12 protein-coding genes are annotated in these 16,890 nt (G+C 66.2%); 3 read left to right on the top strand and 9 right to left on the bottom strand.

Annotation, left to right across the window (positions count from 1 at the left end; genetic code table 11):
• Position 1 precedes the first annotated feature (1 nt).
• From VN11_RS14650 to VN11_RS14690, 9 genes are all read right to left on the bottom strand, one after another.
• Positions 2-3,169, bottom strand: a complete 3,168-nt coding sequence (locus VN11_RS14650; protein WP_053450281.1) for a discoidin domain-containing protein — start codon at positions 3,167-3,169, stop codon at positions 2-4.
• Positions 3,166-4,002 carry a carbohydrate ABC transporter permease gene (locus VN11_RS14655; RefSeq protein ID WP_053450282.1) on the bottom strand — a complete coding sequence of 279 codons (837 nt, stop codon included), beginning with the start codon at positions 4,000-4,002 and terminating at the stop codon, positions 3,166-3,168. Before VN11_RS14655 ends, VN11_RS14650 begins: the two co-directional genes overlap by 4 nt.
• On the bottom strand, positions 3,999-4,880 hold the full coding sequence (locus VN11_RS14660; protein WP_005410323.1) for a carbohydrate ABC transporter permease: 882 nt from the start codon (positions 4,878-4,880) through the stop codon (positions 3,999-4,001). The genes VN11_RS14655 and VN11_RS14660 overlap by 4 nt, the downstream gene beginning before the upstream one ends.
• Entirely contained in the window at positions 4,877-6,217 is a 1,341-nt protein-coding gene (locus VN11_RS14665; RefSeq protein WP_053450283.1) for a sugar ABC transporter substrate-binding protein, read from the bottom strand. Before VN11_RS14665 ends, VN11_RS14660 begins: the two co-directional genes overlap by 4 nt.
• Before the next feature lie 4 nt (positions 6,218-6,221).
• Positions 6,222-7,826 (bottom strand): glucoamylase family protein, encoded by a 1,605-nt coding sequence (locus VN11_RS14670; RefSeq protein WP_053450284.1) that lies wholly within the window; start codon positions 7,824-7,826, stop codon positions 6,222-6,224.
• 251 nt (positions 7,827-8,077) lie between these two features.
• Positions 8,078-11,134, bottom strand: a complete 3,057-nt coding sequence (locus VN11_RS14675) for a TonB-dependent receptor (protein ID WP_053450285.1) — start codon at positions 11,132-11,134, stop codon at positions 8,078-8,080.
• A gap of 76 nt (positions 11,135-11,210) precedes the next feature.
• Positions 11,211-12,248 (bottom strand): LacI family DNA-binding transcriptional regulator, encoded by a 1,038-nt coding sequence (locus tag VN11_RS14680; RefSeq protein ID WP_006456453.1) that lies wholly within the window; start codon positions 12,246-12,248, stop codon positions 11,211-11,213.
• Positions 12,249-12,397: 149 nt separating this feature from the next.
• Positions 12,398-12,649 (bottom strand): BolA family protein, encoded by a 252-nt coding sequence (locus tag VN11_RS14685; RefSeq protein WP_053450286.1) that lies wholly within the window; start codon positions 12,647-12,649, stop codon positions 12,398-12,400.
• A gap of 20 nt (positions 12,650-12,669) precedes the next feature.
• The gene (locus tag VN11_RS14690; protein ID WP_049456038.1) at positions 12,670-12,969 is read right to left on the bottom strand and encodes a YciI family protein; all 300 of its coding nucleotides are present in this window, start codon (positions 12,967-12,969) and stop codon (positions 12,670-12,672) included.
• A 376-nt stretch (positions 12,970-13,345) separates the two neighbouring features.
• Here VN11_RS14690 and VN11_RS14695 point away from each other — a divergent pair, with 376 nt between their 5' ends.
• Genes VN11_RS14695 through VN11_RS14705 form a run of 3 tightly spaced genes read left to right on the top strand, consistent with a single transcriptional unit; the run spans position 13,346 to position 16,785 of the window.
• Positions 13,346-14,251 (top strand): segregation and condensation protein A, encoded by a 906-nt coding sequence (locus tag VN11_RS14695; protein WP_006456456.1) that lies wholly within the window; start codon positions 13,346-13,348, stop codon positions 14,249-14,251.
• A 13-nt stretch (positions 14,252-14,264) separates the two neighbouring features.
• Positions 14,265-15,140, top strand: a complete 876-nt coding sequence (gene scpB, locus VN11_RS14700) for an SMC-Scp complex subunit ScpB (protein WP_053450287.1) — start codon at positions 14,265-14,267, stop codon at positions 15,138-15,140.
• Positions 15,133-16,785, top strand: a complete 1,653-nt coding sequence (locus tag VN11_RS14705; protein ID WP_053450288.1) for a pseudouridine synthase — start codon at positions 15,133-15,135, stop codon at positions 16,783-16,785. Before scpB ends, VN11_RS14705 begins: the two co-directional genes overlap by 8 nt.
• Positions 16,786-16,890: the final 105 nt, after the last annotated feature.

The following is a 16,890-nucleotide window of genomic DNA, read 5'->3' on the forward strand; positions in this document are numbered from 1 at the left end:
GTTACTGTCCCTTGCGTTCGGCGCGGCGCACCGCGCTCGGCACGTCGATCTCGACCCGCGCCGGCAACTGGTGCACGTGCAGTTCCTTGTTGATCCACTCAACCGCTTCACCGTTGACGGTGGCATCGCCCGGATCACCGCTGTACGGCCAGGGCAGCACCACGCCGCCCACCGGCGGTACCAGGCCCTGCTGCAGCTCCAGCACCAGCTGCTTGTCACTGCGCTGCAGGCGGTAGTTCAGCTGGCCCTGCGGCGTGCGCAGGCCCTGCACGGCGATGCCCTCGCCCTGCAGCCACGCGGCGGGCACGCCGGCGGCCAGCACCAGTGCGTCGTCCATGTCGCGGTTGTAGGCGAACATGTCCAGCGCCGAGCGCACGAAGTCCGAGGCGACCCAGGCGTGCGGCAGGTCACCGACGAAGAACGGCTTGCGCGGCGTGCGTGACACCACTTCCGCCCATTGGTTCCAGGCCTGCGGCGCACGGTCATTGAAGAAGAACCCGGTGGCCTGCCAGGCACGGTCGCGCCAGCCCAGGCGCACGAACGCGGCCACGTTGCGCCACTCGTACGGGGTGTAATCCTTCCACTCGCGCTTGCCATCGCGGCGGGCCACGAATTCCTTCCAGTAGCGCTCGAAGGTTGCTTCCAGCGCCTGCTGCGGCAGGCGGCCCTGCTCACCGCCAGGGGCCAGCGCGATGGTGGTCGAGGTCGCATCGAAATCGCCCAGCTCGGCCGAGCCCGGCAGGTAATCGATGTTGTGCTGCTGCATCGCAGACAGCAACGACGCCTGCAGGTCATCGCGGAACTGGTCGCGCGATTCGGCGATCTGCATCGCCTCGAGCTTGCCCAGCTGGGTCGCCAGCAGCGCAGCGTCCTTGTAACCGCGCAGTGCCCAGAAGTTGTCCCAGTACGAATGCATCGGCTTGGCCGAATAGCCTTCGTGGCTGATCGAGGCCGGCATCATGCCGTAGAAGGCCGGGTTGCGCGCCCGGTTTTCCTCGGTGCGCTCGCTGGCGCGCAGTTGTTCCATGTAGGTATAGGCGCCCTGCACGTGCGGCCACATCAGTTCGACGAAGGTGCTGTCGCCGGTATAGCGCCCATATTCGGCAATGCTGTAGATCAGCTCACCATGGCTGTCGTTCTCCGGCACCGGGTCGCTGCCGCGCGCGTCGACGCAGCACGGCACCTTGCCGTTCTCGAACTGGTACGGCGCATACCAGTTGATGTAGTCGCGCACGGCGTCGCTGCGGCCCATGCGCAGCAGGCCTTCGGAAATCATCGCGCCATCGCGGATCCAGCTGCGCGCGTAGGAACGCGTACCCGGCTGCAGGCGCGGCCCAACGCGCGAGATCAGCATGTGCGCCACCGCGGTACGCAGGGTGTCGACCAGCGCCTGGCCGGCTGCCGGCACCTGCAGCGAGACCACGCCCAGCTTCTGTCGCCACTGCTCGGCCACCTGTGCCTGGGCCTTGGCCACATCCAGCGCTCTGGGCGCCCAGCCACCGGTCTGCGGCAACACCACCGCCACTTCGCGGCTCTGGCCGGGCTCCAGCTTGATCGTATACATCAGCGCGCCCGACGCCATGCCGGTGCTGTCCTTCACCGCCGTGGTGGCCGGGTACTTGCCGCTGGCCAGATGCATCGCATCGAGCTTGCCGTCGAACGTGCTGGCGAAGCGCGCGTCCGGCACCTGCAGCGGGTAGATGCGCGGCTCGCCGTTGACGCGCACCAGCTGTTCGCCGACATCCAGCTCATCGATGCGGCTGAAGCCGCCGACGGTGTTGAGGAACTGGGTCGGCGGGTTGACCTGCCAAGGGCGGATCGCCAGTGCCAGGGTGTACTCGTGCGCGACCTTGTCCGGATTGCTCAGCCGGTAGCGGCCGATCAGCTGCGCGCGCTCCGGCGTGCCCTGCACGAAGCTGGTCACGGCCAGGCCGACCTTCTCGTGTACCCAGTCGACGTTGGCGATCGGCAGATAGTGGTCCTGCAGCGACTGGGTGATGGCCACTTTCGACCAGTCCAGCAGCTTGCCATCGAGCCGGATGAACGGTTCGATGCTGAAGCTGCCCTTGGCCGGCTCCAGTGCGCCGTCTTCGCTGATCAGCGCCTGCTCCTGGCCGCCATCGAGGCCCAGCAGGGTCCAGTACGGCTGTTCACCGACATAGGCGCGCGGCAACGCACCGCGCGGCAGGTCGGCAGCCACCGACGACAGGAACGCATTCGGAGTGGCAGCGAAGGCCAGCGGCTTGAGCGCGATATCGCGGATGCCGTAGCGCCAGTTCGGGCCGTCCTGCAGGTCGAAGCGCACGTAGCGTGCGTCAGTATCCGGCAACGCCAGCCAGTCGCGGCCACCGGCACCACTGGTCACTTCGCGTACGGTGCGCCAGTCGCGGCCGTCCTCCGAGGTGCGCACGGTATAGCGGCGCGCTTCCAGGTCCGGCAGCCAGTCGATCACCGCACCGCCGATCTCGCGGCTCTTGTGCAGGTCCAGGCTGATGGTCTGCTGCTTGACGCCCCCGCTGATCCAGAACGTATCGCTCTTGCCGTCGATCATGCGGTCCTGCAGCGCGGTGGCGGTATCGGCGATCACCGATGGCACCAGCGCTGAATCATCCTGCGGCGGCAGGCCCTGCAGGGTCAGCCTGTCGAAACACACCGTGCCCCGGCCGCCGACCTTGCTGTAGATCGTGAACTCGACCGCGGCACTGCGCGCCATCTCCTTCTCGGGCGACGGCCCCCACGCCTTGTCGATCTGCCGGCGGCGGTACTCGACCGGCGTCCACGCCTTGGGGAAGCTGTAGCCGGGGCGGTTGACCCACCACACGTTGTCACCGCTGGCGTCGATCAGCTTGAACTGCAGGTCATTGCCCGGCGAATCACCGCGCAGCTGGAAGCCGAAGCGATAGTTGACTGGGTACTCGATGTTGAGCGCGCGACGGATGCCGACGTAGCCGGAGACCTTGTGGAAATCGTAGTCGAGGCACAGCGCGCGGCCACCACCGGCACCACTGACCGGGCGCAACGAACCACTGACCTGGTCGGACAGGACCAGTTTCCAGGCGCCGATATCGTCGAAATCGTCCAGCACTTTCGGTGCCGGCAGCGCCGGCGGCGCGGCGATCGCCAGGGAGGTCCACAACAGGCCCAGTCCAACGGCGATCGCTCGCTTCATCCTTTGACGCTCCCCAGCAACAGACCTTGGATGTAGTACCGCTGCAGCACCAGGAACAGCGCCAGCACCGGGACCACGGTGACCACCGCGCCGGCCATCATCATTTCCACGTCCATGATGTGTTCGCGCGAGAGGGTGGCCAGTGCCACCGGCAAAGTGTAGTGCTCCTGGTCGGTCAACACGATCAACGGCCACATGAAATCGTTCCACGCACCCATGAAAGTGAAGATCGCCAGGGTCACCAGCACCGGCTTGAGCATCGGCAGAACGATCTGGAAGAAGATGCGCAGCTCCCCTGCCCCGTCGATGCGCGCCGCTTCCAGCAGCTCGTCCGGGATCGAACGCGCGTACTGCCGCACCAGGAAAATGCCGAACACGCTGACCAGCGCCGGCACGATCACGCCGCCGAAACTGTTGACCAGGCCCAGCTGCTTCATCAGCAGGAACAGCGGCAGCATCGCCACCTGCGCCGGGATCACCAGCGCGGCCATCAGCACCTGGAACAGGCGCTCGCGGCCGACGAAGTTCAGCTTGGCGAAGGCATAGCCGGCCATGGTGTTGAGCAGCAGCGAACCGATGGTGATGCCCAGCGACACCAGCAGGCTGTTGGCGAAGTTGCCGCCCATGCCGGTGCGCGCGAACAGCTCATGGTAGTTGTGCGTGGTGATGCTCGAAGGCAGCAGCGGCGGCGGGAAATGGCTGGCCTCGCCCTGCGGCATGAACGACACCGACACCATCCACAGCAGCGGCGCCAGGCTGACCAGGGCCAGCACCAGCAACGCACCATTGATCATCCACGGGTACCAGCGCGACTGGCCGATCTCACGACTCATACCAACTGCCTCTTGCGGCCGAAACGCAGCATCACGGTGGTCACCGCCAGGATGATCAGGAACAGCAGGAACGCCACTGCGGAGGCGCGTCCCAGGTTCCACCACTTGAAGCCTTCCTCGAACATGAAATACAGCACGCTGACGGTGCTCTGCAGCGGGTCGCCACGGGTCATCACGTACGGCTCGGCGAACAGCTGGAAGTAGCCGGACACGGTAATCACCCCGACCACCAGCAGCACCGGGCCGAGCATCGGCAGGGTGATGTGCAGGAACTGCTTCCAGCGTGAGGCGCCGTCGATGCGCGCGGCCTCGTACAGGTCATGCGGGATCGCCTGCAGGCCGGCCAGGAAGATCACCATGTTGTAGCCGAAGTTCTTCCACACCGCGAACAGCATGATGGTCGGCATCGCCCAGTTGGGATCGCCCAGCCAGTCGATCGGGCTGATGCCCAGATGGCCCAGGCCGTAGTTCACCAGCCCGTAACTGGTATGGAACAGGTAGCGCCAGATCACTGCCACCGCCACCAGTGTGGTCACCACCGGGGCGAACAGCGCGGTGCGGAACAGCGCCTTGAAGCGCGCGGCCGGTGCATTGAGCAGCATCGCCGCGCCCAGCGACACGCCGATCGACAACGGCACGCCGATCAGCACGAAGTAGGTGGTGTTCCACAACGACTTCCAGAACATCGGTGTCTGCAGCAGATCGATGTAGTTGCCCAGGCCGACGAAGCGCAGGTTGCTGCTGTCAGCCAGCGCGTAGAGGTCGAAGTCGGTCACGCTCAGCGCCAGCGCCGAGGCCACCGGCAGGCCGAAGAACACGCCCAGCACGATCAGCGAAGGGCCGGCGAAGATCCAGCCGGCAAGTGAAGTACGTTTCATTGCGCGCTCCCGGCGGCCACGGCACTGCTCGATTGCGGCGACGGCGCACGCTGCTGCAGGCGTTGTTGTTCATGCATCCAGCGGCGCTTGGCCAACACCTTGTCCACGCGCTGGTCCAGCTCTTCCACCGCCTTGTCCTGCGGCAGGCCACCGCGCACCACCTTTTCGGTGACGATGCGCATTTCCTGCACGATGCGCTCCCACTCGAGCACCTTCGGCGTCGGCTTGACCCGCTCCAACTGGTCACGGAACGCAACCGCCAGCGGATCGTTGGCCAGCGACGGCGCATTCCAGGTACTGCGGCGCGGCGGCAGGTCACCGATGATCGAGTGGAAGCGCGCCTGGATTTCCGGCCGCGACAGGAACTCGATCAGCTTCCACGAGGCCTCCTTCTGCTGCGACTTGCGGAAGATCACCAGGCTGGTGCCACCGGCAATGCCGGCCCCGGGGCCGTCCGGCCCCGGCAATGCGGCGGTGCCCCACTGCCCTTCCAGCTCCTTCGGCTGCAGCTTCTTGAACTCGCGGATGTTCCAGGGGCCGGAGATGTAGAACACGTTGAAGCCCCGGAAGAACTCGTCCCAGACGTTGGAAATCTGCGTCTCGGACATCTTCGGCGCCCAGCCCTGCTCGAACATGTTGGCGTAGAAGGCCAGCGTGCGGCGGAACCCCGGGCTGGCGAAATTGCCTCGGGTGTCATCGTCGCGCAGCAGCGGGTCGGGCTGCTGCAGCGCCAGCGACAGCTGCTGCTCGAACTCGTTGATCGGCATCAGTACCGCGTAGCGGTTCGGCCCCTGCATCTTCTTGATCGCGGCCATCTGCTCGTCCCACTCCTGCCAGGTGCGCGGCGGATGGTCGTAGCCGGCCTTGGCCAGCAGGTCCTTGCGGTAGTAGATCAGGCGGGTATCGACATACCACGGCACGCCGACCAGCTCGCCATGGATCACGTTGGTATCCCAGATGCCCTGGAAATAGTCCTTCGGGTCCACCACGGACGAACGCTGCACGAACGGCTGCAGCGGCGTCAGCGCGTCGAGTTCGGCGAACTCGGGCACCCAGGTGTTGCCGAGCTGGCATACATCCGGCAGGCCGTCGGCGGCGAACGCCGTCAACAGTTTCTCGTGCGCGGCGGTCCAGGGAATGTTCTGCACATCCACCTTGATGCCGGGGTTCTCGGCCTCGAACTCGTGGATCAGCTCGCTGACTACTTCGGCCTCGCGGCCCATCGCCCAGAAACGCACGGTGGTGGTGCCCGGCTCGGTGCGGGCGCAGCCGGCCACGGCCAGTGCGGCCAAGGCAGGCAGCGCCCAGCGGCGCAGGCGGTCGATCCAGTTCGGCATCGGGTTACTTGCCCTGGCCTGTGGTGCGGTTGGCATTGTTCTTCTGTTCCTGCGCGGCAGCCGCGCGTGATTCGGCGATACCCACCGCGCGTGCCGCCGCGGCCTTTTCGTCCTTCTGCAGTTCCAGCGGCTGGAACGAGCCTTCCGGCGCCAGCCAGCCACCACTGAACCCGGCCCGTTCCAGCCCCTTGCGGATGTACGGGTTCTTCTTCATCACTTCCCACACGAAATCATTCCGGTAGTTGGCGATCATGGTCAGGATCGGGCCCTGGTCGATGGCGATGTAGTCGCTGGCGACCCAGCCACGATCCGGCACCAGGCGGCCGGTCTTGATCGGAATGTCGTAGTTGAAGCTGGGATTGAACGAATCCAGGAAACCGTAGCTGGAATAGATGTAGTCGCCATAGCGCTTGTGCATCTCCAGCGTGGCCGGGATCACCTGCTCGGGCGCGAACACCACCGACGCGATCGCGGCGGTCGGGGCGATGGTGCCGTCATCGAAGTTCTCGCGCAGGCCGGCGCCGCGCGAAGAGTAATGGCGGAACTGGCGCTGCTCGCCGCGGTATTCCTGGGTGGTGTTCTGCGGGCCGTCGCTGGCGGTCAGGCCCCACACGTTCTCGCCATAGTCCTTCCACTGCATCGGGTTGGCGATGGCGTACTCGCGCTGGGCCAGCGCGGCCGAACGGCTGTTGAGGAAATAGGTGCTGCCGCGCTCGCGCATGTACGCGTCCTGGATGTCGCGGAAGTCGATCCAGACGTGGCTGTACTGGTGGCCGAACAGCGGGCCGAAGGACAGGTATTCCTGGCCCTGGTAGACACCCCAGTCGTTGTCGTAGGTCCGCGTCCATACCGTCCAGGCATCCGGGCTGACCGGGTGCGTCGGCGAGCCTAAAGCAAGGATGTAGACCATCATCGCCTCGTTGTAGCCCATCCAGTCGTGGTCGATGAAGCCGCTCTCGGGGAACCAGCCCATCGAGATCAGCGGTGCACGCTGCTGCAGCCACGGCCAGTCGATCTTCCTGTACAGCGTGTCGGCGATCTGGCGGATTTCCTTCTCGCGCGGATCGTCGCCATCGTAGTACGACTGCGCGAACAGCACGCCCATCATCAGCAACGCGGTATCCACCGACGAAAGCTCGACCCAGCTGTCGTAGCGACGGCCTTCCTGCATGTCCAGGAAGTGGTAGTAGAAGCCCTTGTAGCCGGCCTTGCCGGTGCGCTGCGGGCCCATCGGCACGTCGCGGAAGAACTTCAGCGTGGTCAGGGTGCGGTCGATCGCCTGGTTGCGGCTGACCCAGCCGTTCTCGATGCCGATCGGATAGGCGGTCAGCGCGAAGCCGACCGAGGCGATGCTGGCGAACGGCCGCGACGGATAGCGGTCCGGGGTCAGGCCGTTGATCTCGTTGGTGGTGTCCCAGAAGAACTGGAAGGTGCGGCGCTCGATGTCGTCGAACAGCGGCGGCAGCTCCGGCTTCATCGGCCGCGGCGGTGCATCGGCCTCGATCAGGATCACCGGCGGCCGCGGCTTGGCAGGCTCCTGCTGGGCCGGCTGGCAGGCGGCCACGGCCAGGCTCAACGCTGCGGCGGACAACAGATGGCGTGCCTGCATGGCGCGGTTCCTCCGGTGGTCTGATCGATGGGAAAGCATAACGTCCAATGATCTGAAATCGTTTACAAGGTGCAGGCTGAAAAAACCACGAAAAACGTGGTTTGACACCGCGATCATTGCCCACGCCGCTGCCCCCTGGCCGGCAGCGGCGTGGGCAATGGACCGGCACCGGGCCGGCCATTGCCGTTGTTCATCCTGCCGATGCCGCCGGCGGACCGGCGGCATCGGAGTACTGCTGCAGGCTGGACCGCTTAGAAGCGGAAGCCCACTTCAGCCTTCACCTGGCGCGGCGTACCGACGATGTCGCCGGTCTCGTTGTAGCTCGCGGTCAGCTTGCCGTTCTTGTAGTAGTTGTAGTTCGAGAAGTTGTCGAAGTTGAACACGTTGATGATGTCGATACGCGCATACAGCTCGGTATCGCCCGGCATCTTGAACGTCTTGGTGGCCTGCAGGTCGACCGAGCGGTAGCCGAAGATCTTGCCACCCAGCAGGAACCGGCCATTGCCACCCGGAACCGCCGCCATCGGCGTCGGCAGGTCGAAGCCGTTGGCCTGCGGCACGCCGTACCAGTCGTTGATCGCGGTCGGGGTGGCCAGGGTCAGCTTGCCACCGAAGGTGATGCCCCAGAAGCCCGCGTACGATCCGGTCACCACCAGGCGGTGGCGCGGCGCGCCGTTGGAGCGGATGGTCGGGTAGTCACCGATCACGCCGCGGTCGAACGCGTAGTGCTCGTTGATGTCACGGTTGTGGCGGGCGGTGGTCCAGGTGTAGGCGATCGAGGTGCCCCAACCGCTTTCCTGGGTGAACGGCTTCTGCGCCGACAGCAGGATCTGGGTGGCACGGGTCTTGATGCCCTGCTGGCCGATGATCAGGCTGCCGAAGCCCGGCACGTTGCAGCTCCAGGCCTGCCCCAGGCCCGCCTGGGTACCGCCGCACAGGCGCGGGTCATCGAAGAAGTTGCCGGTCGGATAGCGGTTGCCCAGGGTGAAGGCGAAGCCGTCGTAGGTCAGCGTGCGCGAGATGGTGGCGTCGGTCAGCCACTCGCCGATCTGGTTGCTCATGCCCAGGCTGAACTGGTCGGCGTAAGGCACCTTCAGGTTGTTGTTCAGCAGGTCCACTTCCAGGCCGGCATTGCTGGTCGAACCGACCAGGCTCTGCAGGTTGCCGATGCCGTTGAGCAGGTTCGGATTCCAGTCATAGCAGGCGGCGTTGCCCTGGAAGCACTGGCCGGTGGCCGGGTTGCGGAAGTAGATGGTCGGCTGCGGCAGCGCCAGCTTGGTGGTTTCCAGCTGCAGGTAGTCGAACAGGTCGCGGTCGTAGGAACGGCCCGCACCACCGTGGATCACGTGCTGCTCGTCGGCATTGATGTCATACGAGAAGCCCAGGCGCGGCTGCCAGGCATCCTTGAACGCCTTGCGGTTGTGGCCGTTGCTGATGTAGTCGTTGATGTTCAGGCCGCTCAGCGCCAGCGTATCGGCGTAGCTCTGGCCAGCCGCAGCACGCGGGTCCTGCGCGAACAGCGCATTGACCACTTCCGGCGGGGTCACGAAGTCCAGGTAGGACGGGTTCTTCTCGTAGTCCCAGCGCAGGCCGAGGTTCAGCTGCAGGTGGTCGTTGACCTGCCAGTCGTCCTGGATGAACAGGCCGATCTGCTTGACCTTCGAGCGCACTTCGCCGGACACGCCGGACACGCCGGTCACCGGCTTCACGAACTGCGCTTTGTACGGAATGCTGTCCGGGAAGGTCGGGTTGTCGATGGTGTAGTAGAACTGCGGATTGATCTGCGCCGCGTCGGAGGCGTACAGGTCGATCTGCTTGTACTTGGCACCCATCTTGATGGTGTGGTCACCGGCCCACTGGATGCCATCCAGGGTCAGGTTGTCTTCGATCGACCAGCCCTTCTGGCCCTTCACCTGCGACGACATCGCCGACGAGCCGCCGATCGAGACGATCGGGCGCTCTTCGTTGGCGCCGTCCGGAGCGGTGTAGTTGAAGCCGTTGCCCATGCTCAGCGGCTTGGGATTGTTGAACGAATCCTCGTGGGTGACCATCAGCTCGTTGTAGTAACGCTCACCGCTGTGGTTCCAGCGCAACGCGTAACGACGGTCGGTGTTCTTGGTTTCCTTGCCGTGCATCGGCGCGGTCTGGTCCGAGAACTGCTGCTGGGTTTCGTCACGGTCCTGGAAGGTCAGTTCCAGGCGGTCGTTGTCGGTCGGCTCGAAGTCGATCTTGCCGAAGATCAGGTCCTGCTGGAACGGCTGGCTGGCCGGGCCCAGGCCCGCCTGTGCGTCGGCCGGCACGCGGTCGGCCTTGCTGGTCACCGCGCCGTGCGGCGCGATGGTCACCGGCAGGTCGAAGCGCTTGGCTTCATAGGTGACGAAGAAGTGGGCCTTGTCCTGGATGATCGGGCCGCCCAGGGCGAAGCCGTATTCCTTCTCGGCCGAGACCATCTTCGACTTGTTCGGCTGGCGCTCGGCCGGGGTCATCGCACGCATGTCTTCATCGGTGTAGCGGTAGAACGCCTCGCCCTTGAACTCGTTGGTGCCCGACTTGGTCGCCGCGGTGACGGCGGCACTGGAGACCTGGCCATACTCGGCCTTGTAGTTGCCGGTGATGACCTTGTACTCGCCGATGGCCAGCTGCGGGAACGGGTTGCCCGCGCTGCCGGACTGGCCGGCGACGCCGCCGCCCTTCACGTAACTCTTCTGGCCCACGCCATCGATGTAGACATTGGTGCCATCGGCATTGGTGGCACCGCCGCGCAGCGAGGTGTTGCCCTTGGCATCACGGGTGAAGATCATGCCCGGAACCGCGTCGGCGAACTCCAGGAAGTTGCGCGAGACCTGCGGGGTGGTCTGGATCTGCTGCAGGCTGACGGTCTTGCCGACTTCGGAGGTGCGCACTTCCTGCAGCAGGGTCGGCGCGACGACGTTGACGGTGTCGAGGTTGGTCGCTGCGGTCGAACCCGGGGTGCTGCTGGCCGCACCGGCGAAGTTCAGGGTGGCGGTCGAGGCTACGGTGACGGTGACCTTCTGCGACTGGCCATTGGCGACCACGTCATAGGTACCCGGGTCCAGGCCCATCAGCGAGTAGCTGCCATCGGCACGGATGGTGCCGCGGCGGACGGTGCCGGTGGCCACGTTGGTGGCGGTGACTTCGGTGCCTGCCTGGGCGCCGGCCACCTGGCCACGAAGGCTGGCATTGGCCGACTGCGCCATGACGTTCGGAGCGGCGGCCAGCATCAGGCAGCTGACCAGTGCGGTGCTCAGCAGCCGGCGTGCCGGCGTGCGGAAGGTGGTGTGCATCATCAACTCAATCTCCGGGTGGCGGTGACCGCGTGCGCGGTCCCTGCGATCAATCAAAAAAGAAGGAACGCCTCTGGCTTCAACGGCCGGATGGCGGAGTGGTGGAATCGCGAACTATCAAGCGGGGAACCAGGGTCTGCTTGTCCCCTGTCCCGTCCGTGGAGGTGCCGTCCATCAACTGCATCAGGCGCGTCATGGCCCGATCGCCAAGCTCGGCGATGCTGACCTGCATGGTGGTCAGCGACGGGTGGACGAAACGCGCCAGTGGAATGTCATCGAAACCCGCCAGGGCGACATCGGACGGCACATGGACCCCTGCCTGGGTGAACGCATACAGGCAACCCAGGGCCATCATGTCGTTGGCGGCGAACACGGCATCGGGCAGCGCTCCGGCTGCCAGCAACTCCTGACCGGCACGATGGCCGGAAGCTTCGTCGAAATCACCGGGCAGCTCGATGCCCTCGGCGCCACTGCCGAATGCGGCCAGCGCGTCACGGAAGCCGCGCAGGCGCTCGCGCGCGTCGAAGTTGAGGTCCGGGCCAGAAATGAACGCAATGCGGCGGTGGCCGGCATCCAGCAGGTGGCGGGTCATCGCCATCGCGCCGGCATGATCGTCGATGCTCAGCACCGGGTGGTCCTGCCCGGGCAGATAGGTGTTGATCAACACCGTCGGCAGCGACTGCGGCAGGTTGTCGGTCAGGAAGCCCGGGCTCTCGGCATAGGGCGACAGCACCAGCAGGCCGTCGACGCGGCCGCGCATGGCACGCAGGGCCGCGCCCTGCTGCTCCTGGTCACCGTGGTAGCTGGACACCAGCAGGTGCTGGCGGCGGTTGCGGGCAACGTTGTCGATGCCGCGCATCAGCTCGGAGAAGAATTCGCCGTACAGGTCCGGAAGCACCACGCCCACCGTATTGGTGCGGCGGCTGCTCAGGCTGCGGGCGGCGGCGTGCGGGGTGTAACGCAGCCGTGCGGCCACCTCCAGCACAAGCTGGCGGACCGGTTCGGCGACATTTTCATGCCCGTTGAGCGCGCGGGAAACCGTGGCCACGGAGACCCTGGCTTCGCGAGCGACGTCTTTGATTGTGATAGCTGCCTTGTTCACGAAGCCGCCCTCCACGGCTTGGACCTACCAGCATTGGCGCGGAATGTAAGCGTTTCCATCTGGGCTTGTAAACAGTCCGTTAGGCGAATGTCCTGAAATGGACATGGAAATCTGTCCATGGCGGGGCCCCGCAGGGACCGGCCAGGACAGTGCGGGACAAGGGCTCAGCCCTGTTCTGACGGGGTCTGTGCGCGGATGGACAAGGCGTGGATATCGGTGTCCATCATCGACCCCAGCGCGGCGTAGACCGCGCGATGCCGGGCCAGCGGGCCCAGTCCGGCGAAGCGTTCACTCACCACATGCACGTTGAAATGGCCGCGCCCGTCGCGCGCGCCGGCATGCCCGGCATGGCGATGACTGTCGTCCTCGATCTCGAGCACGCTCGGCGCCAGTGCCTGTTGCAGCGCAGCACGCATCCGTTCGATCCGTTCCGCGTTCACGGCAGGACCTTGCGGAAAGGACGCACCTGCACGCGGGTGTAGACGCCTGCGGCCACGTACGGGTCGGCATCGGCCCAGGCCTGGGCCTGTACCAGCGATTCGAACTGCGCGATCACCACCGAACCACTGAAACCGGCCGGGCCCGGGTCTTCACTGTCCACCGCCGGGCACGGGCCGGCCAGCAGCAGGCGCCCCTCGTCACGCAGCGCGTGCAGCCGCGCCAGGTGTTCCGGCCGCGCCTGCAGCCGTTGCGCCAGCACGTCCTGGCCGTCATACCCTTCGATCACATACCACACCGGCATTTCCTCGCTTGCGTTGTCGGGTGCGCAGATTCTAGCCAATGCGGCCGCTGCCCCGGCCCGGCTGGACACTGGCGCGACAAAGGCTTACCCTAGGCTCCATTGCACGTGGCTGGATGCAGCAGCCCGTCGGTTTTTGCGGCCAACGCAGCCCCCGACGACCGTCCCGCTGCTTCAAAACCGGACCATCCGGCCGGGCCACGTAGACGACCTCCCCGTAGTTCTGTCGCTGCCGTTCCCTGCGGCGCGTCCTGCTGTTTGATATGTGTGGAATCGCGCCGATCCCGGCGTGTCTGGTGCCCTGGGGCTCCGTGGCGCAGGCCCGGCGATCCCGGTGCCGCGACTGGTCCGTTGCAATCCTGATGTCCATTAGATGACTTCCGAACTCGCGCTCGACGCGAACCCGCCAACCCGGCCGCCCGCCCCCCAGCAGCAGGAAATGCCGCTGGCCGTGGTGCATGGGCAACCGGTCCTGCAGATTCCGCAGGACCTGTACATTCCGCCGGACGCGCTGGAAGTCATCCTGGATGCCTTCGAAGGCCCGCTGGACCTGTTGCTGTACCTGATCCGCCGGCAGAACCTGGACGTGCTGGACATCCCCGTGGCCGAGATCACCCGGCAGTACGTGGAATACATCACCGTGATGCGCGAGCTGCGCTTCGAGCTTGCTGCCGAGTACCTGGTGATGGCCGCGATCCTGGCCGAGGTGAAGTCGCGCATGCTGCTGCCGCGCCCGGTCAGCGAGGAAGGCGACGAAGCCGACCCGCGCGCCGAACTGGTGCGCCGCCTGCAGGAGTACGAACGTTTCAAGCAGGCCGCCGAGGACATCGACGCCCTGCCCCGCCAGGACCGCGACACCAGCCTGGCACACGCCTTCATGCCCGAACGCGCTACGGTGAAGCTGCCGCCGCCGGTGGACCTGAAGGAAATGCTGCTGGCGCTGCACGACGTGCTCAAGCGCGCCGAGCTGTTCAGCGGCCACGCCATCAAGCGCGAGGCGCTGAGCGTGCGGCAACGCATGGGCGAAGTGCTCGGCCGGCTTGAAGATGGCAAGTTCTATCGTTTTGAAGGGCTGTTCACTGCTGAAGAAGGCAAGCTGGGCGTGCTGGTCACGTTCCTGGCAGTGCTGGAACTGGCCAAGGAACAGCTGCTGGACATCGTCCAGGAAGAACCGCTGGCGCCGATCTACGTGAAGTCGCTGGCGGCCGGCAACACCAATGCCCCGCTGCAGTTCAGCAGCGAGTTCGACGACAACGACGCCGCCAATGCGGACGAGTGAGCGCTGACTGCCGATGGATCAATCGCTGATCGACCGCATTGTCGAGGGTGCCCTGCTGGCCTCCAGCCAGCCGCTCACCCTGGCCCAGCTGAAGGACCTGTTCCCGGAAGAGGAACCGGCACCGCCGGGCAGCATCGAACGTGCGCTGGAACGCCTGCGGGAAGCCTGCGCAGGCCGCGGCGTGGAACTGGTCGAGGTCGCCTCCGGCTTCCGCTACCAGGTCACCGGCGAAGTGCATGGCTGGATCAGCCGGCTGTGGACCGAACGCAAGACCCGCTACACCCGTGCCACCCTGGAAACCCTGGCGCTGATCGCCTACCGGCAGCCGATCACCCGCGGCGAGATCGAACAGGTGCGTGGCGTGGCGGTCAGCAGCAACATCATCCAGGCGCTGGAAGAGCGCGAGTGGATCCGCGTGGTCGGCCACCGCGACGTACCCGGCAAGCCGGCCCTGTTCGGTACCACCAAGGGCTTCCTGGACTACTTCGGCCTGAAGCGCCTGGACGAACTGCCGCCGTTGTCGGAATTGAAGGACCTGGGCGAGCTGGACCCCCAGCTGGCCCTGGACCGCGACGTACCGGCCGCCGCCGGTGCTGACGGTCCGGACATCTCGGCCGGCGCCGATGGCGCTGCCGCAAACGATGATGCCGGCAGTTCCGGCAGTGACACCCCCGATTCCGCCGATGCAGCCCCTGCCTCGGCCTCCGATGAGCAAGCACCTTCGCCCTTCGATGATGGGCATCCCGATTCCGCGCCGGGCGAGCGCGCGGTGCCAGTGAACGAACGCGAAGACAACGCCGTCGCGATGACGACCGTGGCTGTTGACCAAGCCGATTCCGAACCAGAGGCCGACCTCGAAACCGTCGGCCGGAGCAAAACTGATGAGTGACACCCCTCGCAAGCTGTCGTTGAACAAGCTCTCGCTCAAGCGCGAAGCCACCTCCGAACAGTTCAAGTTGGAAGAACGCCTGCACAAGGTGCTGGCCCAGGCCGGCCTTGGCTCGCGCCGCGCGCTGGAACAGCGCATTGCCGAAGGCCTGATCAAGGTCAACGGTGAAGTCGCGCAGACCGGCATGTCGGTCAAGAGCGGCGACAAGATCGAGATGGACGGCCGCGGCTTCGTCGCCACCGCCCTGGCCGAGCCGTCGCGCGTGCTGGTCTACAACAAGCCGGAAGGCGAAGTGACCACCCGCGAAGACCCCGAAGGCCGCCCGACCGTATTCGAATCGCTGCCGCCGCTGAAGGGCGCGCGCTGGATCGCGATCGGCCGCCTCGACATCAACACCACCGGCCTGCTGCTGGCCACCACCGACGGTGAGCTGGCCAACGCCATGATGCACCCGTCGTTCGAGGTCGAGCGCGAGTACGTGGTGCGCGTGCGCGCCCCGGAAGGCGAGGAAAAGGTCTCCGACGCCATCGTCGACCGCCTCTCCCGCGGCGTTGCACTGGAAGACGGCCCGGCCAAGTTCGACGAGATCGAGCGCATCGGCGGCACGGATTCGCACGACTGGTTCCGCGTCGTGGTGAAGGAAGGCCGCAACCGCGAAGTGCGCCGCCTGTGGGAATCGCAGGGCTGCCAGGTCAGCCGCCTGAAGCGTACCCGCTATGGCAAGGTCAGCCTGCCGCGCGAACTGGCCCGCGGTCATTCAGTGGAACTGGGTACCGCCCAGGTGGAAGCCCTGCGCGCGCAGCTGAAGCTGGAAGAAGGCGCGCCGTCGGCACTGACGCTGCAGCCGGTGATCGGCCAGCGCCGCGCCGCCAAGACCACCGTGCGCGTGCGCGAGGGTGGCCGTGGCAATGCCTACGTCAACGGCCACAACACCGCTGATGAAGGCCGCGAGCTGCGTCGCTTCGACAACGTCCGCGAAGATCGCGGCCGTGGTCGCGGTGGCAAGGGCGGCGGTTTCAAGGGCGGCCTGACGGTCAGCGGTGAAGCCGCGGCCAAGCAGTCGCAGAAGCCGTTCAAGCAGCGCGCGCAGAAGAACGACCGTTCGCTGCCGGAAGGCAATCCGGCGGCATTCCGCACCTGGTACGTGCCGGATGGCGTGAGCACCGGCCCGAGCGGCCATCGCAACGCCGGTCCGGGCGCGCGTGGCCCGGGTGCCCGTGGTCCGGGTGCAGGCGGCCAGGGCCGTCCGTACGGCAAGCCGAAGGGTCCGGGCGCAGGCGCCGGTGGCGGCCAGGGCCGTGGCGGTTTCGGTGGTGAAGGCCGTGGTGGCGCCGGTGGCGGCCAGGGTCGTCCGGCCGGCGCGGGCAACCGCTCGCAGGGCCAGGGCAACAAGCACCCGTACGGCCATCCGGGCAATGCCCCCAGCTTCCCGTCCGATCACGCGACCCCGGGCTTCAACCCGTATGGCAGCCCGAAGCCGGCACACGGCGCCCGTCCGGGCGGCCGTGGTCCGGGCGGCGGCAACAACCGTGGCCCGGGTGGCAATCGTGGTCCCGGTGGTCCGGGTGGCAACCGTGGCCCGGGTGGCCCCGGCGGCAACCGCGGTCCGGGCGGCCCGCGCCGCAGCGGCCCGCGCGGCGGCTGATCGCCGATACGCTTGAAATGAAAAACCCCGGCTCCGGCCGGGGTTTTTCGTTGCGCAAGAAAAAGGGGACGGAGGGAATTAAGTCGTTTTTGCCACAGTGCGCGC

The sequence above is a fragment of the Stenotrophomonas maltophilia genome, assembly GCF_001274595.1.
Taxonomy (GTDB): Bacteria; Pseudomonadota; Gammaproteobacteria; order Xanthomonadales; family Xanthomonadaceae; genus Stenotrophomonas; species Stenotrophomonas forensis.